The 16,028-nt window shown below is 63.9% G+C and carries 19 protein-coding genes, 1 tRNA gene and 1 pseudogene; 13 read left to right on the forward strand and 8 right to left on the reverse strand.

Features of this window, described 5'->3' with window-relative positions; genetic code table 11:
• Window positions 1-46: 46 nt before the first annotated feature.
• From BIX52_RS02845 to BIX52_RS02870, 7 genes are all read right to left on the reverse strand, one after another.
• Window positions 47-1,603 (reverse strand): phage major capsid protein, encoded by a 1,557-nt coding sequence (locus tag BIX52_RS02845; protein ID WP_075219458.1) that lies wholly within the window; start codon window positions 1,601-1,603, stop codon window positions 47-49.
• Window positions 1,603-1,845, reverse strand: coding sequence for a spike base protein, RCAP_Rcc01079 family (locus tag BIX52_RS22725; RefSeq protein ID WP_139312700.1), 243 nt, complete (start codon window positions 1,843-1,845; stop codon window positions 1,603-1,605). Before BIX52_RS22725 ends, BIX52_RS02845 begins: the two co-directional genes overlap by 1 nt.
• A gap of 5 nt (window positions 1,846-1,850) precedes the next feature.
• Window positions 1,851-2,168: a gene transfer agent family protein gene (locus BIX52_RS02850; RefSeq protein ID WP_075219459.1), complete on the reverse strand. Its 318-nt coding sequence runs from the start codon at window positions 2,166-2,168 to the stop codon at window positions 1,851-1,853.
• The gene (locus tag BIX52_RS02855) at window positions 2,158-2,430 is read right to left on the reverse strand and encodes a hypothetical protein (protein WP_075219460.1); all 273 of its coding nucleotides are present in this window, start codon (window positions 2,428-2,430) and stop codon (window positions 2,158-2,160) included. Before BIX52_RS02855 ends, BIX52_RS02850 begins: the two co-directional genes overlap by 11 nt.
• Window positions 2,427-3,680: a phage portal protein gene (locus BIX52_RS02860; protein WP_139312701.1), complete on the reverse strand. Its 1,254-nt coding sequence runs from the start codon at window positions 3,678-3,680 to the stop codon at window positions 2,427-2,429. The genes BIX52_RS02855 and BIX52_RS02860 overlap by 4 nt, the downstream gene beginning before the upstream one ends.
• A gap of 317 nt (window positions 3,681-3,997) precedes the next feature.
• Complete coding sequence (locus tag BIX52_RS02865) at window positions 3,998-4,366, reverse strand: BRO-N domain-containing protein (RefSeq protein WP_075219461.1); 369 nt, start codon at window positions 4,364-4,366, stop codon at window positions 3,998-4,000.
• 262 nt (window positions 4,367-4,628) lie between these two features.
• On the reverse strand, window positions 4,629-5,834 hold the full coding sequence (locus tag BIX52_RS02870; RefSeq protein WP_139312702.1) for a hypothetical protein: 1,206 nt from the start codon (window positions 5,832-5,834) through the stop codon (window positions 4,629-4,631).
• An 806-nt stretch (window positions 5,835-6,640) separates the two neighbouring features.
• Between BIX52_RS02870 and BIX52_RS02880 the strand changes: the two genes are divergently transcribed.
• The 3 genes from BIX52_RS02880 (at window position 6,641) to BIX52_RS02890 (ending at window position 9,232) form a co-directional block, all read left to right on the forward strand.
• Entirely contained in the window at window positions 6,641-7,678 is a 1,038-nt protein-coding gene (locus BIX52_RS02880) for a tyrosine-type recombinase/integrase (protein WP_075219464.1), read from the forward strand.
• Window positions 7,679-8,443: 765 nt separating this feature from the next.
• A tRNA-Ser gene (locus BIX52_RS02885) sits at window positions 8,444-8,533 on the forward strand.
• Between the two features lie 342 nt (window positions 8,534-8,875).
• Window positions 8,876-9,232, forward strand: coding sequence for an MATE family efflux transporter (locus tag BIX52_RS02890; RefSeq protein ID WP_075219465.1), 357 nt, complete (start codon window positions 8,876-8,878; stop codon window positions 9,230-9,232).
• On the opposite strand, the gene BIX52_RS02895 is transcribed toward BIX52_RS02890, so the two are convergent.
• Complete coding sequence (locus tag BIX52_RS02895; protein ID WP_075219466.1) at window positions 9,208-10,011, reverse strand: SDR family NAD(P)-dependent oxidoreductase; 804 nt, start codon at window positions 10,009-10,011, stop codon at window positions 9,208-9,210. The genes BIX52_RS02890 and BIX52_RS02895 overlap by 25 nt on opposite strands.
• A 144-nt stretch (window positions 10,012-10,155) precedes the next feature.
• Here BIX52_RS02895 and BIX52_RS02900 point away from each other — a divergent pair, with 144 nt between their 5' ends.
• The 10 genes and pseudogenes from BIX52_RS02900 (at window position 10,156) to BIX52_RS02945 (ending at window position 16,026) form a co-directional block, all read left to right on the forward strand.
• Complete coding sequence (locus BIX52_RS02900; RefSeq protein WP_075219467.1) at window positions 10,156-10,521, forward strand: carboxymuconolactone decarboxylase family protein; 366 nt, start codon at window positions 10,156-10,158, stop codon at window positions 10,519-10,521.
• 175 nt (window positions 10,522-10,696) lie between these two features.
• A pseudogene (locus tag BIX52_RS02905) lies at window positions 10,697-10,966 on the forward strand (xanthine dehydrogenase family protein molybdopterin-binding subunit); the annotation flags it as partial.
• Window positions 10,967-11,052: 86 nt separating this feature from the next.
• Entirely contained in the window at window positions 11,053-11,418 is a 366-nt protein-coding gene (locus tag BIX52_RS02910) for a c-type cytochrome (protein ID WP_245803096.1), read from the forward strand.
• A 14-nt stretch (window positions 11,419-11,432) separates the two neighbouring features.
• Window positions 11,433-12,386, forward strand: a complete 954-nt coding sequence (locus BIX52_RS02915; RefSeq protein ID WP_075219470.1) for an MBL fold metallo-hydrolase — start codon at window positions 11,433-11,435, stop codon at window positions 12,384-12,386.
• 18 nt (window positions 12,387-12,404) lie between these two features.
• Window positions 12,405-12,746 (forward strand): SH3-like domain-containing protein, encoded by a 342-nt coding sequence (locus BIX52_RS02920; protein WP_075219471.1) that lies wholly within the window; start codon window positions 12,405-12,407, stop codon window positions 12,744-12,746.
• A 2-nt stretch (window positions 12,747-12,748) separates the two neighbouring features.
• Window positions 12,749-13,399 (forward strand): nitrile hydratase subunit alpha, encoded by a 651-nt coding sequence (nthA, locus tag BIX52_RS02925; RefSeq protein ID WP_075219472.1) that lies wholly within the window; start codon window positions 12,749-12,751, stop codon window positions 13,397-13,399.
• Entirely contained in the window at window positions 13,396-13,734 is a 339-nt protein-coding gene (locus BIX52_RS02930; RefSeq protein ID WP_075219473.1) for an SH3-like domain-containing protein, read from the forward strand. Before nthA ends, BIX52_RS02930 begins: the two co-directional genes overlap by 4 nt.
• The gene (locus BIX52_RS02935) at window positions 13,731-14,429 is read left to right on the forward strand and encodes an aquaporin (protein ID WP_075219474.1); all 699 of its coding nucleotides are present in this window, start codon (window positions 13,731-13,733) and stop codon (window positions 14,427-14,429) included. Before BIX52_RS02930 ends, BIX52_RS02935 begins: the two co-directional genes overlap by 4 nt.
• On the forward strand, window positions 14,426-14,839 hold the full coding sequence (locus BIX52_RS02940; RefSeq protein ID WP_075219475.1) for a DUF302 domain-containing protein: 414 nt from the start codon (window positions 14,426-14,428) through the stop codon (window positions 14,837-14,839). The genes BIX52_RS02935 and BIX52_RS02940 overlap by 4 nt, the downstream gene beginning before the upstream one ends.
• A 68-nt stretch (window positions 14,840-14,907) precedes the next feature.
• A complete protein-coding gene (locus tag BIX52_RS02945; protein ID WP_075219476.1) occupies window positions 14,908-16,026 on the forward strand; it encodes an enolase C-terminal domain-like protein in 1,119 nt (372 codons plus the stop codon).
• The last annotated feature ends 2 nt before the right edge of the window (window positions 16,027-16,028 follow it).

A 16,028-nucleotide genomic window follows, 5' to 3' on the forward strand; every position in this document is an offset into this window, starting at 1 on the left:
CTGAAAATTCCTTGTTCTGAAGAGGGTTGGAGCCGAGAGGCCGCGCTTACGCGGCCTTGAGCTTCATGAAGGTGAGCGCATCGGGGTTGATGACCGCACCGCCAACACGGCGCCCGACGTAGATGCGGCTCATGTTGACGCCGAGAAGCGTCACGTAATCCGGCATCAGGGTAAGGCCCTGCCGGTCGACGACGCGGTAGGTGGTTGCGAGATCGCCGAAGAGGGCGAAGATGCCCGCACCGACGTTGGGAAGGTCGTCGATGATGCGGACCGGATAGCCGAGAAGCTGGGCCGGGGTGCCAGCCGCCAGCGAGTCAGCCCAAGCGTCGGGGGCCATCGCAATCGCCATCTTGCGGAGGGTGGAACGGGTGCGGCGGTTCACATAAAACGCGGCGTTGGCGCCGGTATACGCCGCCGGGATGGAGTCGACGACATCGACGAAATCGTCGATTGAAAGCGTGGTGGCCGCCGTCTCATATTCAGCGATATCGGTATCACGGAGAAGGCCGAGGGGCTGGCCGACGCCCGTACCGTTCAGGTGCGCCAGGTTCTCCTTCTTAGCCGCAACGGACGCGAAATCGGAGGCGATGATGGCCTGGATGTCGATGTGCGAATCAGCAACAAGATCATTCGAGAACTTGATCCACTGGCCCATGTTGAAGGTGTCGATTTTGATCTTGTCGAAGCCCATCGCGGTCTCCGGTCGCTGTTCATTTTCGCCAACCCACGACACATCGACCGTGCTGGTCTGGCGCGGCCATTCGACGGATGTGTTGCCGATGGTCATGGTCGAAGCGAACTGACGGAACGGGGATGCGTCGATCAGCATCCGCTGAACGGTGGCATTGAACTCGGTCGGCGCGACGGAAGCACCCTGATCGCCAAGCGTCAGGGCCTTCTGGTCACCGGCGACGAAGGCACGGAACGCCTTGCGCTCCATCGCGGCAGTGTCGTCGGCGGTCTTGGCCGTCACGATGCCGGGGCGGTTGATGCGGGTGGCGAGCTTGTCGTGCGCGGCCTGGAGGTCGGAATAATTCTTGGTGACGGTGGCGAGGTCGGCCTTGAGGGCGTCGACGGTCGCGGTGATGTCCGTGGTGTCCGCCACGTCGTCGGTAATAGTCTCATCCATGGGAAAGTGCCTTTCAATATCGGATGCGGATTTAATGGAGGTGATCGCCGCGCCGGGGTTCGCCGGGACAGGCACAAGACTGATTTCCATGAGGTCGACGGTGCCGACTTCACGATGACCATTGGGGAGGCGCTTCACGCTGGAGAAGCGGCCACCAATCGAGAGAGCGAGGCCACCAGCCGCAGCGAGGGCGCGATACTGGCGAGCTTCGGGAATGGAGAGTTCAAGGCGCCCTTCGACTTCGAGGCCCTTGGCGGTCCAACGGACGCTGTGCCAGGTGCCGATAGGCTTGCCGTGATCATGTCCGGCGAGGATAGGAAGCGGCGCCTTGGCGGACGCAAATGCAGCACCGGGGATGCGGTCGCCTGCACGATCAGCTTTCCCGTCGGCAGGCCATGCGATACCAATAATGGTGCCGTCTTCCGTGAGCGACGTGGCGAAGCCCTTGGTGGCGCGTTCGATGAGGTCGCTCATTACGGGTATCCCACCAGCCCGGTCGCTGTGGTCCCGGTGGCAAATACCTTCTTGAAAACGCCAGGGACGAATCCCGCCGGGACAGGAAGCGTGACTTCGGCGCCCTCGAAGGTGATGGCGCGCAGGTTGCCAGCGGCCTGCACAGAGATGCCGCGTACGACCTTCGGCAAATCGGCGGAATTATTCGGGGTGATCGTGAACGGCGCCGTTGAAAGGTTTGACCTAAGATGCTGAAAACTCATAATAATTATTCCTCAGAAATATCGTCGTCGTTCAGACCCATGAGCGCCGCGAGGGTCACGAGTGCGATGAGGCGCGCCTTCTCCAACCCCATCGGGATCAGATACGTCTCGGCCAATTCAGCGGCGCGTTCGGGATCGCAACCACCGCCAATGAGCGACAATCTCAGGATCGTCTTGAGATGTGCGACCCGGTAATCCTGCGCATGGAGCGCCCTGATTAGATGCGGAACCCCGGCATCGGTTTGACGCTCAAGTTCCTCGATCAGCGGCAACGTGAGGGCGAAGGCCCGCTCGGCGTCACCCCAATAAAAATTATTGTTCATCGGCCACTCGTTTCGGCGCCCGATGGATTGCCTCGGTGATCTGATAGCGCGTCATGGACGGTCCATGCTCAAACACGAACTTGCGCGCTTTTGTGTCTGCCTGCGCCTCTGTCATGCCTTCGTCGACAAAGTAGTCACGGACCGCGCCATAAAGGGCTTCTAAGTGCGCACCCTTGGGCTTGGCGCGGCGAGCGTGGGTCTCGCGCGCGACGCGGCGGACGAAATCTAGGGCGAAGTGCAACGGGTTGGTCTTCGGCTTCATTGGGTTTCCTCCTGCGGCTGTGCCGTGGCGGTCTGCGTGTAAGGGTTCGTGAGGGCATCCGCCTCCGGCGAGGGATGGAGCGGCATGTTCTCGATTGCGCGCACCTCGTTCGCCGTCAGCACGCCAGCGCTCCGGGCGATCTGGTAGGACTGCCAACGGGCCAGCGTGTCGGACTTCACGAACTCATCGGTCTCGAACTCGAAGAGGAAGGCGCCACGTTCTTCGGGCGTCAGGAGCACGCGGCGGTAAGCGCTGCACCATTCGCGCAGCCAGGGCGCCAGCGAGTAATCGAGGAAGGCGCGGTTCATCTCCGCCGCGTTGGACCACGTCGCACGCCCCATCTCGAATGCGAGGTGCGGCGGAACATTGAAGTGGCGGCAGATGGCAACGTTCGCCTGGATCAGAAGCTTCTCAGCTTCGTTCTCGGCGAGGGGCTGTTGGATCGTCTGATACGTCGCACCGTTGTCGAGGACTGCGGTACGGCCTGCTTTTTCGCCGCTGAAGCCGTCGTTCCATGATGTGCGGATGCGGCCAAGGGAATCGTCGCCAAGGGCCTTCGGGAACTGAAGGACACCGCCAGGCCGCGAATTGTTGGCGAAGGTGGTGGAGACGGTGCGCGCCATGACTATCGCCGTTGCGATGTCGTCCTTCGCGAGGTGGATGAGGGACACGCCCGTCACACCGTCATCCGCACGGACGCCGGAGGTGATGTGCAGAATGTCAGAATAATTTTCGAACCTGACGGCACCATTCGCGAGGGCGATGCGGTAACGCGGCTCACCGGTGAAATCGTCGGTCTCAACGGACACGGCGTGCGGGGCGAGACGAATGAGTTCAACGGGGCGCCCGGCGAGGTCTCGGTTGACGTAGGCGAAGCCGTTGCCCGTAAGGATTGCATCGCGGGTGATGGTGGCTCGGAAGGCGGTGGCGCTCATCCATTCCGTGGCGTCTCGGTGTGCCAGGGCGTAGCCGGGGTGGTCGGTGGCGGGCTGTTTGGCGCCGTCGACACGCTCGTACAGTTTGCAGGGGATGGAGGTGCCGTTCGCAAGTAGGGCGAGGCAGATGGCGACGGTCGCGCATTTGGGCGCCGTTGCAGCGGTGACGTTGATGCCGGACGTGGTGTTAGGCGCAAGCAACCATTCCAGGCCGAACAAGCCCGTGGGCGGTGCGCTTTTCGTTTCGATCATGTCGACGGACGCAATGCCGTCGTCGTCCCGCTCAATGGTCATAATAACGTCCAGGTCGTTCAAAAGATGTAAATAATTGAAGGGTCACCCTAGCCGCTGCCTCTTCACAGCGACGGCTAGGGTGACTTTGCGCAATCAGTCGAGGAAGGAAAAACTCGACTGTGCATATTATGACATAACTAAAGATCAACTAATAGTGGTCTGTATCGTTACAATGATGTAATTTATTGAATATTTGTGAGTCTTGATGCTGATCTTCATAATCCAGGCCTTGGGGAATTAGCCACCAAGGTGCGCATCGTCTTAAGCGCGATTAGAAGGCCGCTGGATGGCCTTGGATGTTCGCCGCTGTCATCACCTATCCCGGAGCGTGAAGGCCATCAGGCGGCCTTCCTACGCGGTCGTGATTCGCCGGGACTTGGATGATGGGGTGTAGCGTTTTGCTGGTTGCCTACGGCGGCACCAACAAATTTTCTGCGGGTGCTCCGCCTGACCCAGTTCTGGAATTCACGGGCCTCCGGCTTGTCGGAGCGCATGATGAGCTTGTACAGGCCGCTTTCGCTGATCACAGTCGCGGTCGACATGCCTTTACCCCCGATCTGACCGGGGGTAAGGCGGCGCTGATCGGATCGCGGGACGCTTGTGAGGTTCTTCGAGACGCCAGCGGCAAGGCCAAAACCGAGCACGCGGCAGACATCGGCGGCGACGAACCAGGGCTGGCCGTCGATCATGGTTGTGCGGAGGTGCATGCCATAGCACCTATCGCCAAAATGATCCATTGATCGGTAGATGTATTGTTGGGATCGAGGGCCGTCGGCTGACGCCATTCCGGGGATGGTGAGGGATGGAGGGTGCGAAGCACCCGACTTCGTCCATTCCGGGATGTGGGTGTGTAGATGTCACGTTTTGGGGCTAACCCTTCCCCTATCTCTTTCAGAGATATTAAGGAAAAACCTTCTTAATATGAACTACGTTCATAGGGGAAAGGTTAGCCCCAAAACGTGACATCCCCTATCCACACCCCGGAGTGGCCATCGCTTTCTCGCCTCCCTCCGCAACGAGGGCGACAAGGAAGTCCAAATCGCTGATCCCATACTCCCGGCGATCCATGACCGATGTTTCTTCTGAAGTGTCTGGGGCGCCCCAGGATTCGCGTTCCGCCTCTACCGCCACAACGATAGCCTCCGGCTCGACATGCGCTTCCTGAGCCTCCTGAGAGGCTTCCAGGGACATAATAATTGCGGCCTTCGCTGCACGCTCTTTCTCCCGCTGCTTCCGTTTCCGCTCCGCAGGCGTCATGGCGATCTTCGGCCCAACCTTCGCCCGGCTCTTCCGTCCGACACGCTCGTAATGCCGCTGAGTTTTTTCGCGGTTCGCGGCCTTGCGAGCTTCGTCGAATGGGTATGCTGAACGGAACATCTCCACCGCCATTGCATCGAACGCATCGGCATTCTCGATCCATGCTTCAACGAAGGGATGGTCGTCGCCGACGTGCTCGATCAACTCGGCGCACTGTTTCATCAACGTCGTGCAGAGACGGTCGTGGGTGACGGTATCATCACGCCATAGACGCGGATCGCCTGAGAGGTATCCAAGCCGAGGATCAAGGTTCGAAGGTGCCTTGCGCCTTGCATCGCGTGCGTCAAGTTCTTCCACGACGTGTTTGCGCGCAAGCTCACGGTTCATCGCGTTGTCGGCGAGACCGCCATCAGCCAGCGCATCCCGGATCATTTTCTCTTCAATAGCTGCACGCCGCTTCTTCGGGTCGTCACGCGCAAAAATCTGGTTCAACTGGAACTTGTCGTGAGCCCAGCCGAGTGCGCCCAGGTAGAAGTGAATGATAGTGGAGCCCACGGACTTTCGCTCATAGGGGAGTCCCATGATGTCGAGGGTCTGTGTGACTCGGACGACACCGTTGCGCTGGGGGGTGTCATGCCATTGGGCCATCTTGAATGGCTTCCGACGAATGACACCATGCTTCGTTTTGAGGTGCCACTTCATGCTTTCCTGAAGCATATCGAACACTTCGTCCGCTCGCTGCATCAGAGGCTTTCCAGCGTTCGAGGGGTGGCACATACGAATTGCATCCCTCTCCCGGCCGATCACTTCCTTCGGAAAGATCAGGCGAGGGCACAGAAGCCAATACGCCTCGTCCCGCGCAAATCGGACGCGATCAATTACGGATTTTCTCTTGAAATCATCTTCGGGCTGTGGCATGGTGTTCTTATTCGATAATTGCCTTTTGCCCGGTCCACGGTCGCACGTGGCCGGGCTAATTTTTATCCGTGATACGATGGCGCCAGCCTTACGGCGCCAAGCTCGTTGGCGCTCCGTTACCTGCGAGAATTTGTCTTGCGGTGGCGATGGCCTCCCGCTCAGCTTTGCGGCGAGCCCGCATGCGGCGCATCCCAATCGCTGATTGAGCGCGATTGCGCTCATGGTAGGCAGGGTCGGCGCTGTGGTTTGCGCGGTAACGGCGTGAACGCTCGGTGCTTGAAAGAGCCATTGAAAAGTTCTCCAACGAATAAGCGCCTATTCTACAGCGATGTGGAGCGTTGCGCAACGGAAATCGCGCTGGCCTAGTTGACGGTAAGCCCCATCTCGACTATACGGGCGGGTTGGCTTTCAATTTTCGCTTTACAAATCCATTCCCGCCAGCCATACCAGCGCCGGGACATGATCACTCGCGCGACCTGGTTGGCGACGCGGCGACGCCCGCCGAACAACCCCAACACCGCCGAGAAGGGAACCGGGCGGGGAAAGCGATTTTCATGAGTGAGTGCAGAACCGTCTAGCTACCCGATCCGTCTTCTTCGCCGAGACCGTGCCGCAGCGTTCTGCGGTGTTTCCCCGACCACATTCGATACCTGGATCGCGCTCGGGCATATCCCCAGCGGGCATCGTGTCGGCGGCGTCGTTGTGTGGGATGTCCGCAAGCTAGATCTCGCCATTGACCGGCTCTTGTACGGCGTCGCCAGCAATGAGAACCTGGTAGACTCCGGTGCGAGCTTGGATGGCAGCGAATGGGACGCGTGATCCTGAAGTACGTCGAGACGTTCACGGACCGTCTGGGACGAACGAAAACCTACTTCCGACACAAGGGGAAGCGGACACCGCTTCCCGCGTCCGACGATCCTGCGTTCGCGAGCGCATACAAGAAGTGTCTCGCCTCCATCGGTGGTCTCGCCACGACCAACACGAAGGGCGGGGCGGACACGCTCGGCTGGCTGGTCCGAGAGTATCAGGCGTCACCGGAGTTCAAGAAGCTCGGTGATCGCACAAAGAAGGACTACCTCGCCATCCTGTCCAGGATCGCCGAAGAGCACGGCGAGAAGGGATGGCGCTCGCTGAACAAGTCGCGGGTGATGAAGCACATCCGCGATCCCTGGGCGGACAAGCCGCGCCGGGCGGATACGCGCGTTGCAGTCCTGTCGGCGGTGTACGGCTGGGCCATCGCGCGGGACATGACCACCGATAATCCATGCAAGGGTGTCCCGAAGCTCTATGAGAAGGGCGGGACGGACGGTTACCGCGCATGGACGGCGGACGAGGTGACGCACTTCCTCGCGCAATGCGGCGACCGAGAGTTTACCGTGTTCTTGCTCGCCGTCTATACCGGTCAGCGCCCCGGCGATCTCCGTCGGCTGACGTGGTTCCAGTACGATGGCACGACGTTGAACGTCGGCCGTCAGAATAAAACCAAACAGGCCGTGCGCATCCCCGTTCATCCTGTCCTGAAGGCGCATCTCGATACTCTTCCGCGCGGTGAAGGGACGATCCTCCAGAACCGCTATGGGAAGGCGTATTCAGAAGACGCGCTCACCTCCATGTTCCGGTCGGCGCTCGTTCGGATGGAGATGCCGAAGGGGGCTGTCATGTACGGGCTACGCGCGACGCACGCCGATACGCTCGCGGAGGCGGGTGCTTCACCTCACCAGATTGCGGCGACGACGGGCCACAAGACGCTCGCGATGGTCCAGCACTACACCCGGAACGCTTCTCAGCATCGTCTTGCGACCGCGTCTGTTTCTCTGCTGCCAAACTTTCTAAAGGATCAGTAACGCACGAAGATCAGCAGGGATTAATGTTAAAGGCATATGCTCGGGGATTTATGTTTCCCATCCAGTAGAACGTTGCAAGTGCATCAGCTTGCTCAGTGGGAAGTTCGTAAGATTCGCCCGTGAACTCAAGGGGGTTACAAGAGCCATCAGAACCAGCGCATAACATTATTGATGCATAAACAGACGTGCCCCGGCTCAATAAAATTGGATTAGATCCCTTCGCAAGTGTCATATTGTAAGTGCCTTGCTCGACATACCAAGAGCCAATATTTTCATGCTTCGAGCTCCCGGCCGGCACCCCATAAACTTCCAGATAGAAGTAACCTTGGCAATTGTTAGTTGCATAGAGTGAGGCTGTAGATCCATAGCTTCGGTCGTAGATGCAGTTGTTGCCCGATATCCGACCGCCAGTGTGTCTACAGGCCAGATTGTCGTACTCTTCGGCTCGATTGTCACTTTGCCCATTCGCGACTGTAAGGTGCGACCCGATTAGTAGCGAGGATATCACAATTAGTGCCGAGTACCGCATGAATTCAACCATAAATCTATCTACGAGAATCCAGTCTGGGTGACCGAAATGCCGATAAAAATACCACAATGATACCCAGATGCTAGTATAAGTAGTATGCGCTAGATCGCTTGGCAAGCTCGGATTTCGTGTTAGTAAGGCAACCGGCGATGAAACGAGAACGGGGACTGCCAAACCCGCCCGGAAAGTGCCAAACCGGGACTGAGTGAGGCGAAAAAGACCAGCGTGTTCAATGTGGGTGGGTGGCCGAGTGGTTTAAGGCAGCGGTCTTGAAAACCGCCGTGCGTGCAAGCGTACCGTGGGTTCGAATCCCACCCCACCCGCCACTTACCCTCGCGAAAGCGTTCTCCCGATTTGGCTGCGGCTGAGAATTCCCGTTCTGGTCGAAGGTTCTGCGGGAAGGGCTGAGCACGGCCTCTGCGCGAGGAGGCTTGGAAGCGGTGTTTCAAGGCCGATTTTTCCAGGCCTAATGACTCCAGAGGTTCGGTGAATGGATTGCATGTCATTGATATGGCGGTCCGCTACTCGTCGGTGCTGTTCGCGGGCGCGCCGGTGATCTGGGTCTTCAACGCCCTGCTGGCGCTTGTCCGGGGGCAGGGCAGCATCCGACTCGCCAAGACGGTGGTCGGCGGCGGTGCAGTCCTTATGCTGCCGCTGCGGGATTCGTGGTGGCCGAGGCCGTCGGTCTTGCCGCCGCGCTGCTGCCTGGCGTCTGGCTCGGCCTCTTCATGGAGGGTACCGAGGCCGTCGCCGTCGGCAGGGTGTACCTGACCACCGTCGGTCCCTTTTATGGATTCTTCGGCGCGGCCTTCGTCCTCTACTGCGCGGCGCAGGGAACCGGGCGCATGATGCTCCCGGTCGCCGGTGCGCTCGCGCGCACCATCGTCGCAGCGACGGGCGGCGCACTCGCGGTCCACCTAGGCGGGACGTTCCTCGCCGCCGGGATCGGCATGATCGTCTTCGCCGCGTTCGGCCTCACCGGCCTGGTCCTTTCGGTCGGCTATGCCGCTTCGGCCAAGCGGTAGCGAGCCGCCGGATGGTCGTGGGACAGGTTCGGACCCAGGGCCGCCCGCGCGGCGAGAAAGGCGTCCCAATCGGCAATGTTGGGCAGCGAAGGGATGGTCACCGTCTCGCCCGCCTCGAAGCCGGCGAGTGCGGCCTCGACGAGGAGGCCGGGGTCCATCTTCATCGCGTCGGGGACGGCCGAGACGTCGGCCTTGGCGCGGTCGAACAGCTCGGTCTTCGTGAACCCGGGCAGGACGGCCTGCAGGCGCACTCCGGTCCCGGCCACCTCGGTCTGCAGCGCCTCGGTCAGAGCCAGAACATAGGCCTTGCCGGCCACGTAGACCGCGTGAAACTGCTCCGGCGCCATCACCACCGCCGACGAGATGTTGGTGATGCCGCCACGCCCGCGTGCGGCGAAGGCCGCGGCAGCCGCCAGAGTCAGCTCCTGCAGTGCGACGACGTTGACCGCCATCAGCGGCGCGTAACGCTTAGCGTCGCCGCCGAGTGCCGGCCCGGCGACCCAGAGGCCGGCACAATTCACGACACGGCCGATCCGCGGGTCCAAGTTGATCCGCTCCGCGACCCGCGCGACGTCACCGGCATCGGCAAGATCCGCGCGGCAGACCTCGACGGCGACGCCGTGTTGGTCCCGCAGTCGCGCCGCCACAGCGTCGAGCCGGTCCACGTCGCGCGCGACGATGACGAGGTCGTTCCCGCGTCGCGCGAGTTCCTGCGCGAACGCCTTACCGATGCCGGACGATGCGCCCGTCACGAGCGCGGTGCCATCGTTCGTGTTCATGGTGACTCCTTGAAGCCCGGATCATCCGGGAGAACCATGGCCGGAGCGTACATCCTGCATCGGGCGCCGATTACTATATCTATGGATGGATAATGCCATCGGGGATCTTCGGTTACCTTTGGGACAGAAGGAGATCCCATCGTGATGCCGGATTGGAATACTGACCGCGACGAACTCAAGGCCGGCGTCGGCGCGTACGGGCGGCTGAGCCCCGAAACGGTGCGCAGCTACGTCGAGCTGTCCTCTGCCGGCGCGAAGAAGGACATCCTCGGCGCCAAGCCGCGCGAGCTGATCGCTCTGGAGGTCGCCGTTGCCCAGCGCTGTAACGGCTGCATCACGATCCACACCGAGCAGGCGCTGAAGCACGAGGCGAGCGAGGAGGAGATCGCCGAGGCGCTTGGGGTCGCCGTCGCGCTTGGGGTCGCCGTCGCGCTCGATGCCGGCGCCTCGCTCGTCTACTCGACGCGGGTGATGGACACCGTCGCCGCCTACCACACGCTCGACGCATGAGCGCCCGGCCGATCCTCGTCGGCCGTATCGACCTTTCCTTCCACGATGCCTCGGCCCGCGAAGTCGAGGCGATCCTGGTGGACGAGGGTCATGCGGTCGAACGCTCCACCGCGCCGCACGAGGAGATGTTCGCGCGGCTCGGCCGCGGCGAGGTGGATGTCCTCGTCTCCGCCTGGCGCTCGGGCTTCCCGAGACGTTGGTCGAGCAGGCGGTCTACGAGAACGGCCTCCGGCGCGACGCCAACTACGACACGTATCAGGTGCTGCGGCGCGAGATGATGCTGCAGGTCACCGTCTCCATCGTCGAGAGCGGCGCGCCGATGGGCGGCGTCGGAGAGCCTGGGCTGCCCGGTGTGACGGGCGCGGTGGTCAACGCCGTCGCGGCGCTGCCCGGGGTCCGGGCGCGCAGCCTGCCGCTCGCCAACATGCAGCTTTCTGGCGCTTAAGGGATAGACCCATGACGAATGAACGGAACGGCGCGCGGCGGCGGTCGCGCGAAGGATGGCGTGCGGCCGCGTGTCTGGCCCCGGTCTTGGCGACAGTCCTCTCGGCCGGAGCGGCACATGCCGACGGCGATCCTGCAGCGGGCAAGCGCGTCTTCGCTCGCTGCCAGAGCTGCCACCAGGTGGGGGAGAAGGCCCGCAATCTCGTCGGCCCGGAGCTGAACGGCGTCATCGGCCGCACCAGCGGGACGGTCGCCGGTTATGCCTATTCGCCGGCCCTCAAGGATGCGGCGATCACGTGGGACCACGACACGATCGCTGCCTTCGTGGCGAAACCGCAGGCCGTCGCGAAGGGCACCCAGATGCCGCCGGTCCCGCCGCTGAAGCCGGACGACGTCGACAACCTCATCGCCTACCTCGCGACGTTCGCCGCCGACGGCGGCGCGGCGCAGTGACAAGAGAACCCGTCATGCACCACCATCTCACGCGGCGCGGCTTCTGCCTGTGCTGCACCGCCGCCGCCGTCGCCGGCCGCGGCTGGCTCACGCCCGCCGAGGCGTGGGCGGAGGCGACCAGCATCGTCGACAGGATGCGCTCCGCCGCCGCCGAAGCCGAAATCACCGTCCACCGGCTTCGCGGCAACGTCGCAGTGCTGGAAGGCTCCGGCGGAAACATCGCGGTTCTCACCGGGCCGGACGGCAAAGTGTTCGTCGACGCGGGCATTACGGCCACGCGGCCGCGCATCCAGGCGGCGGCGGACGGGCTCGGACCGGAGCCCATCACCCACCTCGTCAACACCCATTGGCACTTCGACCATGCCGACGGCAACGAGTGGCTCGCCGGAGAGGGCGCGGCGATCCTCGCCCACGCCAACACGGGCAAACACCTCGCCTCGGCCCAGCGGGTGGAGGACTGGAGCTTCGACTTCCCGCCCGCCCCGCCGGCCGCGATCCCTTCTGAAACCTTCACCGGCGACACCTCCCGCGCCCTGAACGGCACCATCCTGGCGCTGACGTCATACGCTCCGGCCCACACCGACAGCGATATCGCCGTGCGCTTCGTGGAGCCGGACATCCTTCACACCGGCGACACCTACTGGAACGGCATCTACCCGTTCATCGACTATTCCACCGGCGGCAGCATCGACGGGATGATCGCCGCCGCCGATGCCAACCTCGCCGCCACGAGCGAGGCGACCATCGTCATCCCAGGCCACGGCAACCCGGTTTCCAACCGGGCCGAGCTCGCCGCCTTCCGCGAGATGCTGGTCGCCACGCGCGAGGCCGTCGCGGCGCTGAAGGCCGAGGGCCGCTCCCTTGCCGAGACCATCGCGGCGCGGCCGACCGCCCCCTTCGACGCGAAGTGGGGTCAGTTCGTCATCACCCCCGACTTCTACACGCGCCTCGTCTTCGAGGGCGTCTGAGCCATGGAGGAACCCGACATGTCCGCCACTTCAACCGCCGGGAGGCTCCAGGGCGTCGTTTGGGCGCTGGATGAAGCCCCGGCGTTCGCGCCGGGCGACCCGGTGCGCATCCTGACGCGCACGCCGATCGGGCACTATCGCGTGCCGACATACCTGCGCGGCAAGTCCGGCACCGTCGAGGCGGTGATCGAGCCGGCCGGGCTCGACAATGAGCAGGAGGGGTTCGGCCGCAACGCCGGATCCAAGCGCCACTACTACCGCATCGCCATCCCCCTCACCGAGATCTGGCCCGACTATGTCGGCTCGCCGCGCGACGGGCTCCGGATCGAAGTCTTCGAGACATGGCTGGAAAGGGTCTGAGGATGTCCGCCCACGAACATAACCACGAGCACGGCCACGACCATCCGCACGCCGAGATCACCGCCGAGGCGGCCGGATACTACGAGATCATGGAGACCGCCGTGCGCGAGCTCCTGGCCGAGAAGGGGCTGATCGGCCCGGCCGAGATCCGCAGGCAGATCGAGGTGCTGGATTCCCGGACGCCAGCGCTCGGCGCCAAGGTGGTGGCGCGCGCCTGGGTCGACCCTGGCTTCCGCGCGCGGCTCATCGCCGACGGACGTGCCGGGTGCGAAGAACTCGGCATCTCCTTCTACGACGACACGCAGCTCATCGTGCTGGAGAACACGCAAGAGGTCCACAACCTCATCGTCTGCACGCTGTGCTCCTGCTACCCGCGCCCGGTGCTGGGCCTGCCGCCGGACTGGTACAAGGAAAAGCCCTACCGCGCCCGCGCCGTCATCGAGCCGCGCGCCGTGCTCGCCGAGTTCGGCACCACCATACCGGACGATGTGGAGATCCGCGTGTCGGACTCCACCGCCATGGTCCGCTACCTCGTCCTGCCCCGTCGGCCGGAGGGCACCGAGGGGTGGAGCGAGGAGTCGCTCGCCGAACTCGTCACCCGCGACGCGATGATCGGCGTCGTCCCCGCCACCCTGCCGGAGAGCGTGCAATGAACGACAGCGCCCACCTCGTGAAGAAGCTTCCCAACGATATCGGCGGCGTCGAGGCCGGCCCGATCGTCATGGCGGAGCACACGCTGCTGCCGTGGGAGAAGCGCTGTCACGCGCTCGCCGACTTGCTCGACTTCAAGAAGATCATCAACACCGAGGAGAAGCGCCGCGGCGTGGAGGCCCTCGGCGCGACGGTGATCGGCAGCCTTTCCTACTACGAGCGCTGGATCGTCGCCTTCGGCAACATCCTGTTCCAGAAGGGCATACTTACGCCGGAGGAACTCGCCCGCAAGATGGACGAGGTGGAGGCGCGGCACGCCGGAGCGGGCGAGGTGTGACCCCCGCCTGCTTCTTCGAGAACGACCCGAGCCGCGCCCTGTGGCGGCGCGCGGGGGCGGAGGGCGTCGGCACCGCTCTCCTGCTGGCGGCGGCCGTCGGCGGAGGCCTCGCCGCCGAGCGAAGCGGGGCCGCACCCACCATCGCGGCGCTGATGATCGCGGCGTCCATCACGGGCGCGCTGGTCGGGCTCATCGTGGCGCTTGGGCCGGTCTCGGGCGGTCACTTCAACCCGCTCATCTCGGCGGTGCAGTGGCTGGCGGGCGAGCGCACCGGGCGCTGCGCGGCAGCCTACGTGGCGGCACAGGTGGTCGGTGGGCTCGTCGGCGCCGTGCTCGCCGGGGCGCTGGCGCCGTTCGCGACGGGACCGGCGACCGCGGGGTCCCTGCAGTTCGGCGCCAGTGAAGCGCTGGCGGCGTTCGCGCTGATGCTGGTCGTGTTCGCGGTTGCGCGCGGAGCGCCCCGCTCGGCCGGTCCGTTCGCCGTCGGGGCCTGGCTCTTCGCGGCGATCCTGGCCTTCCCGTCCGGATCGCTCGCCAACCCGGCCGTTGCCATCGCGGCCACGGTGGCGGCTGGCCCTCTGTCGCTCACGCCGGGCGCGGCCCTCGCTGCGGTCGCGGCAGAGGTGCTCGGCGGGCTCGCCGCGCTGGGCGTCATCGCGTCTCTGCGCGTGCGGCGCGCAATGGTGCGGCCATGACGCTCCTGTGGTCGACGAGCGCGTTCGGGCAGCAGGAGACCGTCCGGCGCCTTCTCGCGGCTGTGGCGGCGCGAGGAATGACCGTGTTCGCCCGGTTCGACCACGCGGCTGCGGCCCGCACGGCGGGCCTCTCCTTGCGCCCGACTGAGGTTGTGGTGTTCGGCGACCCGCACGCGGGAACGCCGCTGATGCAAGCGGCACCGACCCTCGCGCTGGAGCTTCCGCTGCGCATTCTCGTTCTCGAGCGGGACGATGGGACGACGACGCTCGTCGCGGAGGATCCTGCCGCGGCTGCGGCCCGGCACGGCACGCCCACGGCGCTCGCCCCTGTGCTGGCGCGGATGACGACGGTGATCGAAGCCGTCATGGCGGATGCCGGCGAATCAGCGCGGCTCGATGGATCCAAGTAAAATCAAAGTATAGATTTCAAATCTTGTCGTGAGGCTCAATATTCGTCACACCCAAAGCGAGACGACATATGCTTCCGACATTTCGATCCACACCGTTCGCTCGCGACACGACCGTCCGATCGGTCACCGTCCGCGCCGTCTCCGTCCCGCTCCGCCGACCGGTAATTGCGGACATCGGCCGGTTCGACGAGTGGCCGCTGGTCCTCGTCGACGTCGAGACCGACGATGCCATCGGCAACGCTTACGTCGCCCCCTACCGCGGCCGGTCCGTTCCCGCCCTCGTCGCGACCATCCGCGATCTTGGCGAGGACGTGACCGGCGCCCCGCTCGCCCCGGTCGACTTCGCCGCCCGGGCCGCGAAGGCGCTGAATGTCGCAGGAACGGCAGGCGTCACCATGGATGCCATCGCGGCACTCGACATGGCGCTGTGGGACGCGCGGGCCAAGGCTGCCGGGATGCCGCTGGCGGTCCTTCTCGGCGGGTCTGTCGGCCCGGTCCGCGCCTATAACTCCAACGGCCTGTGGCGACACGAGGCGGCGACTTTGGGTGCGGAAGCGCGGGATCTCATGGCGGAAGGCGGCTTCGATACGCTCAAGCTGCGCCTTGGCAACGCGCGCCTCGCAGACGACCTCGCCGCCATCAACACCGTGCGCGAAGCGGTCGGCGATATCGACCTGATGGTCGACTTCAATCAGGCGCTCGGCCTGGGCGATGCCATCCGCCGCTGCCACGCCCTCGACGATCTCGGCCTCTATTGGTTCGAGGAGCCCATCGCCTACGACAACCTTGCCGGATACGCGCTGCTTGCTGCCAAGCTGCGAACACCGCTCCAGCTTGGCGAAAACTTCTACGGCCCGCGTGACCTCGCGACCGTCATCGCCGGCGGGGGCATCGCCTACGCGATGGGCGACCTCATGCGCATCGGCGGCGTGACCGGCTGGCTGCGCACCGCCGCCGTTGCAGGTGCGGCCGGCGTGCAGTTCTCCAACCACCTCTATCCGGAAATCGCCGCGCACCTCCTGCGCGTCACCCCTTCGTCCCACTGGCTCGAGTGGGTCGACTGGGCGCTTCCCATCCTCGCCGACCCGGTGCTGCCCGTGGACGGCCACCTCACCGCGCCGGACCGCCCCGGCATCGGCCTCGTCTGGGACGAGGCCGCGATCACTCGCCTCGCGGTCCGCGTCTGACC

The sequence above is a fragment of the Acuticoccus yangtzensis genome (assembly GCF_001927245.1).
Lineage (GTDB): Bacteria > Pseudomonadota > Alphaproteobacteria > Rhizobiales > Amorphaceae > Acuticoccus > Acuticoccus yangtzensis.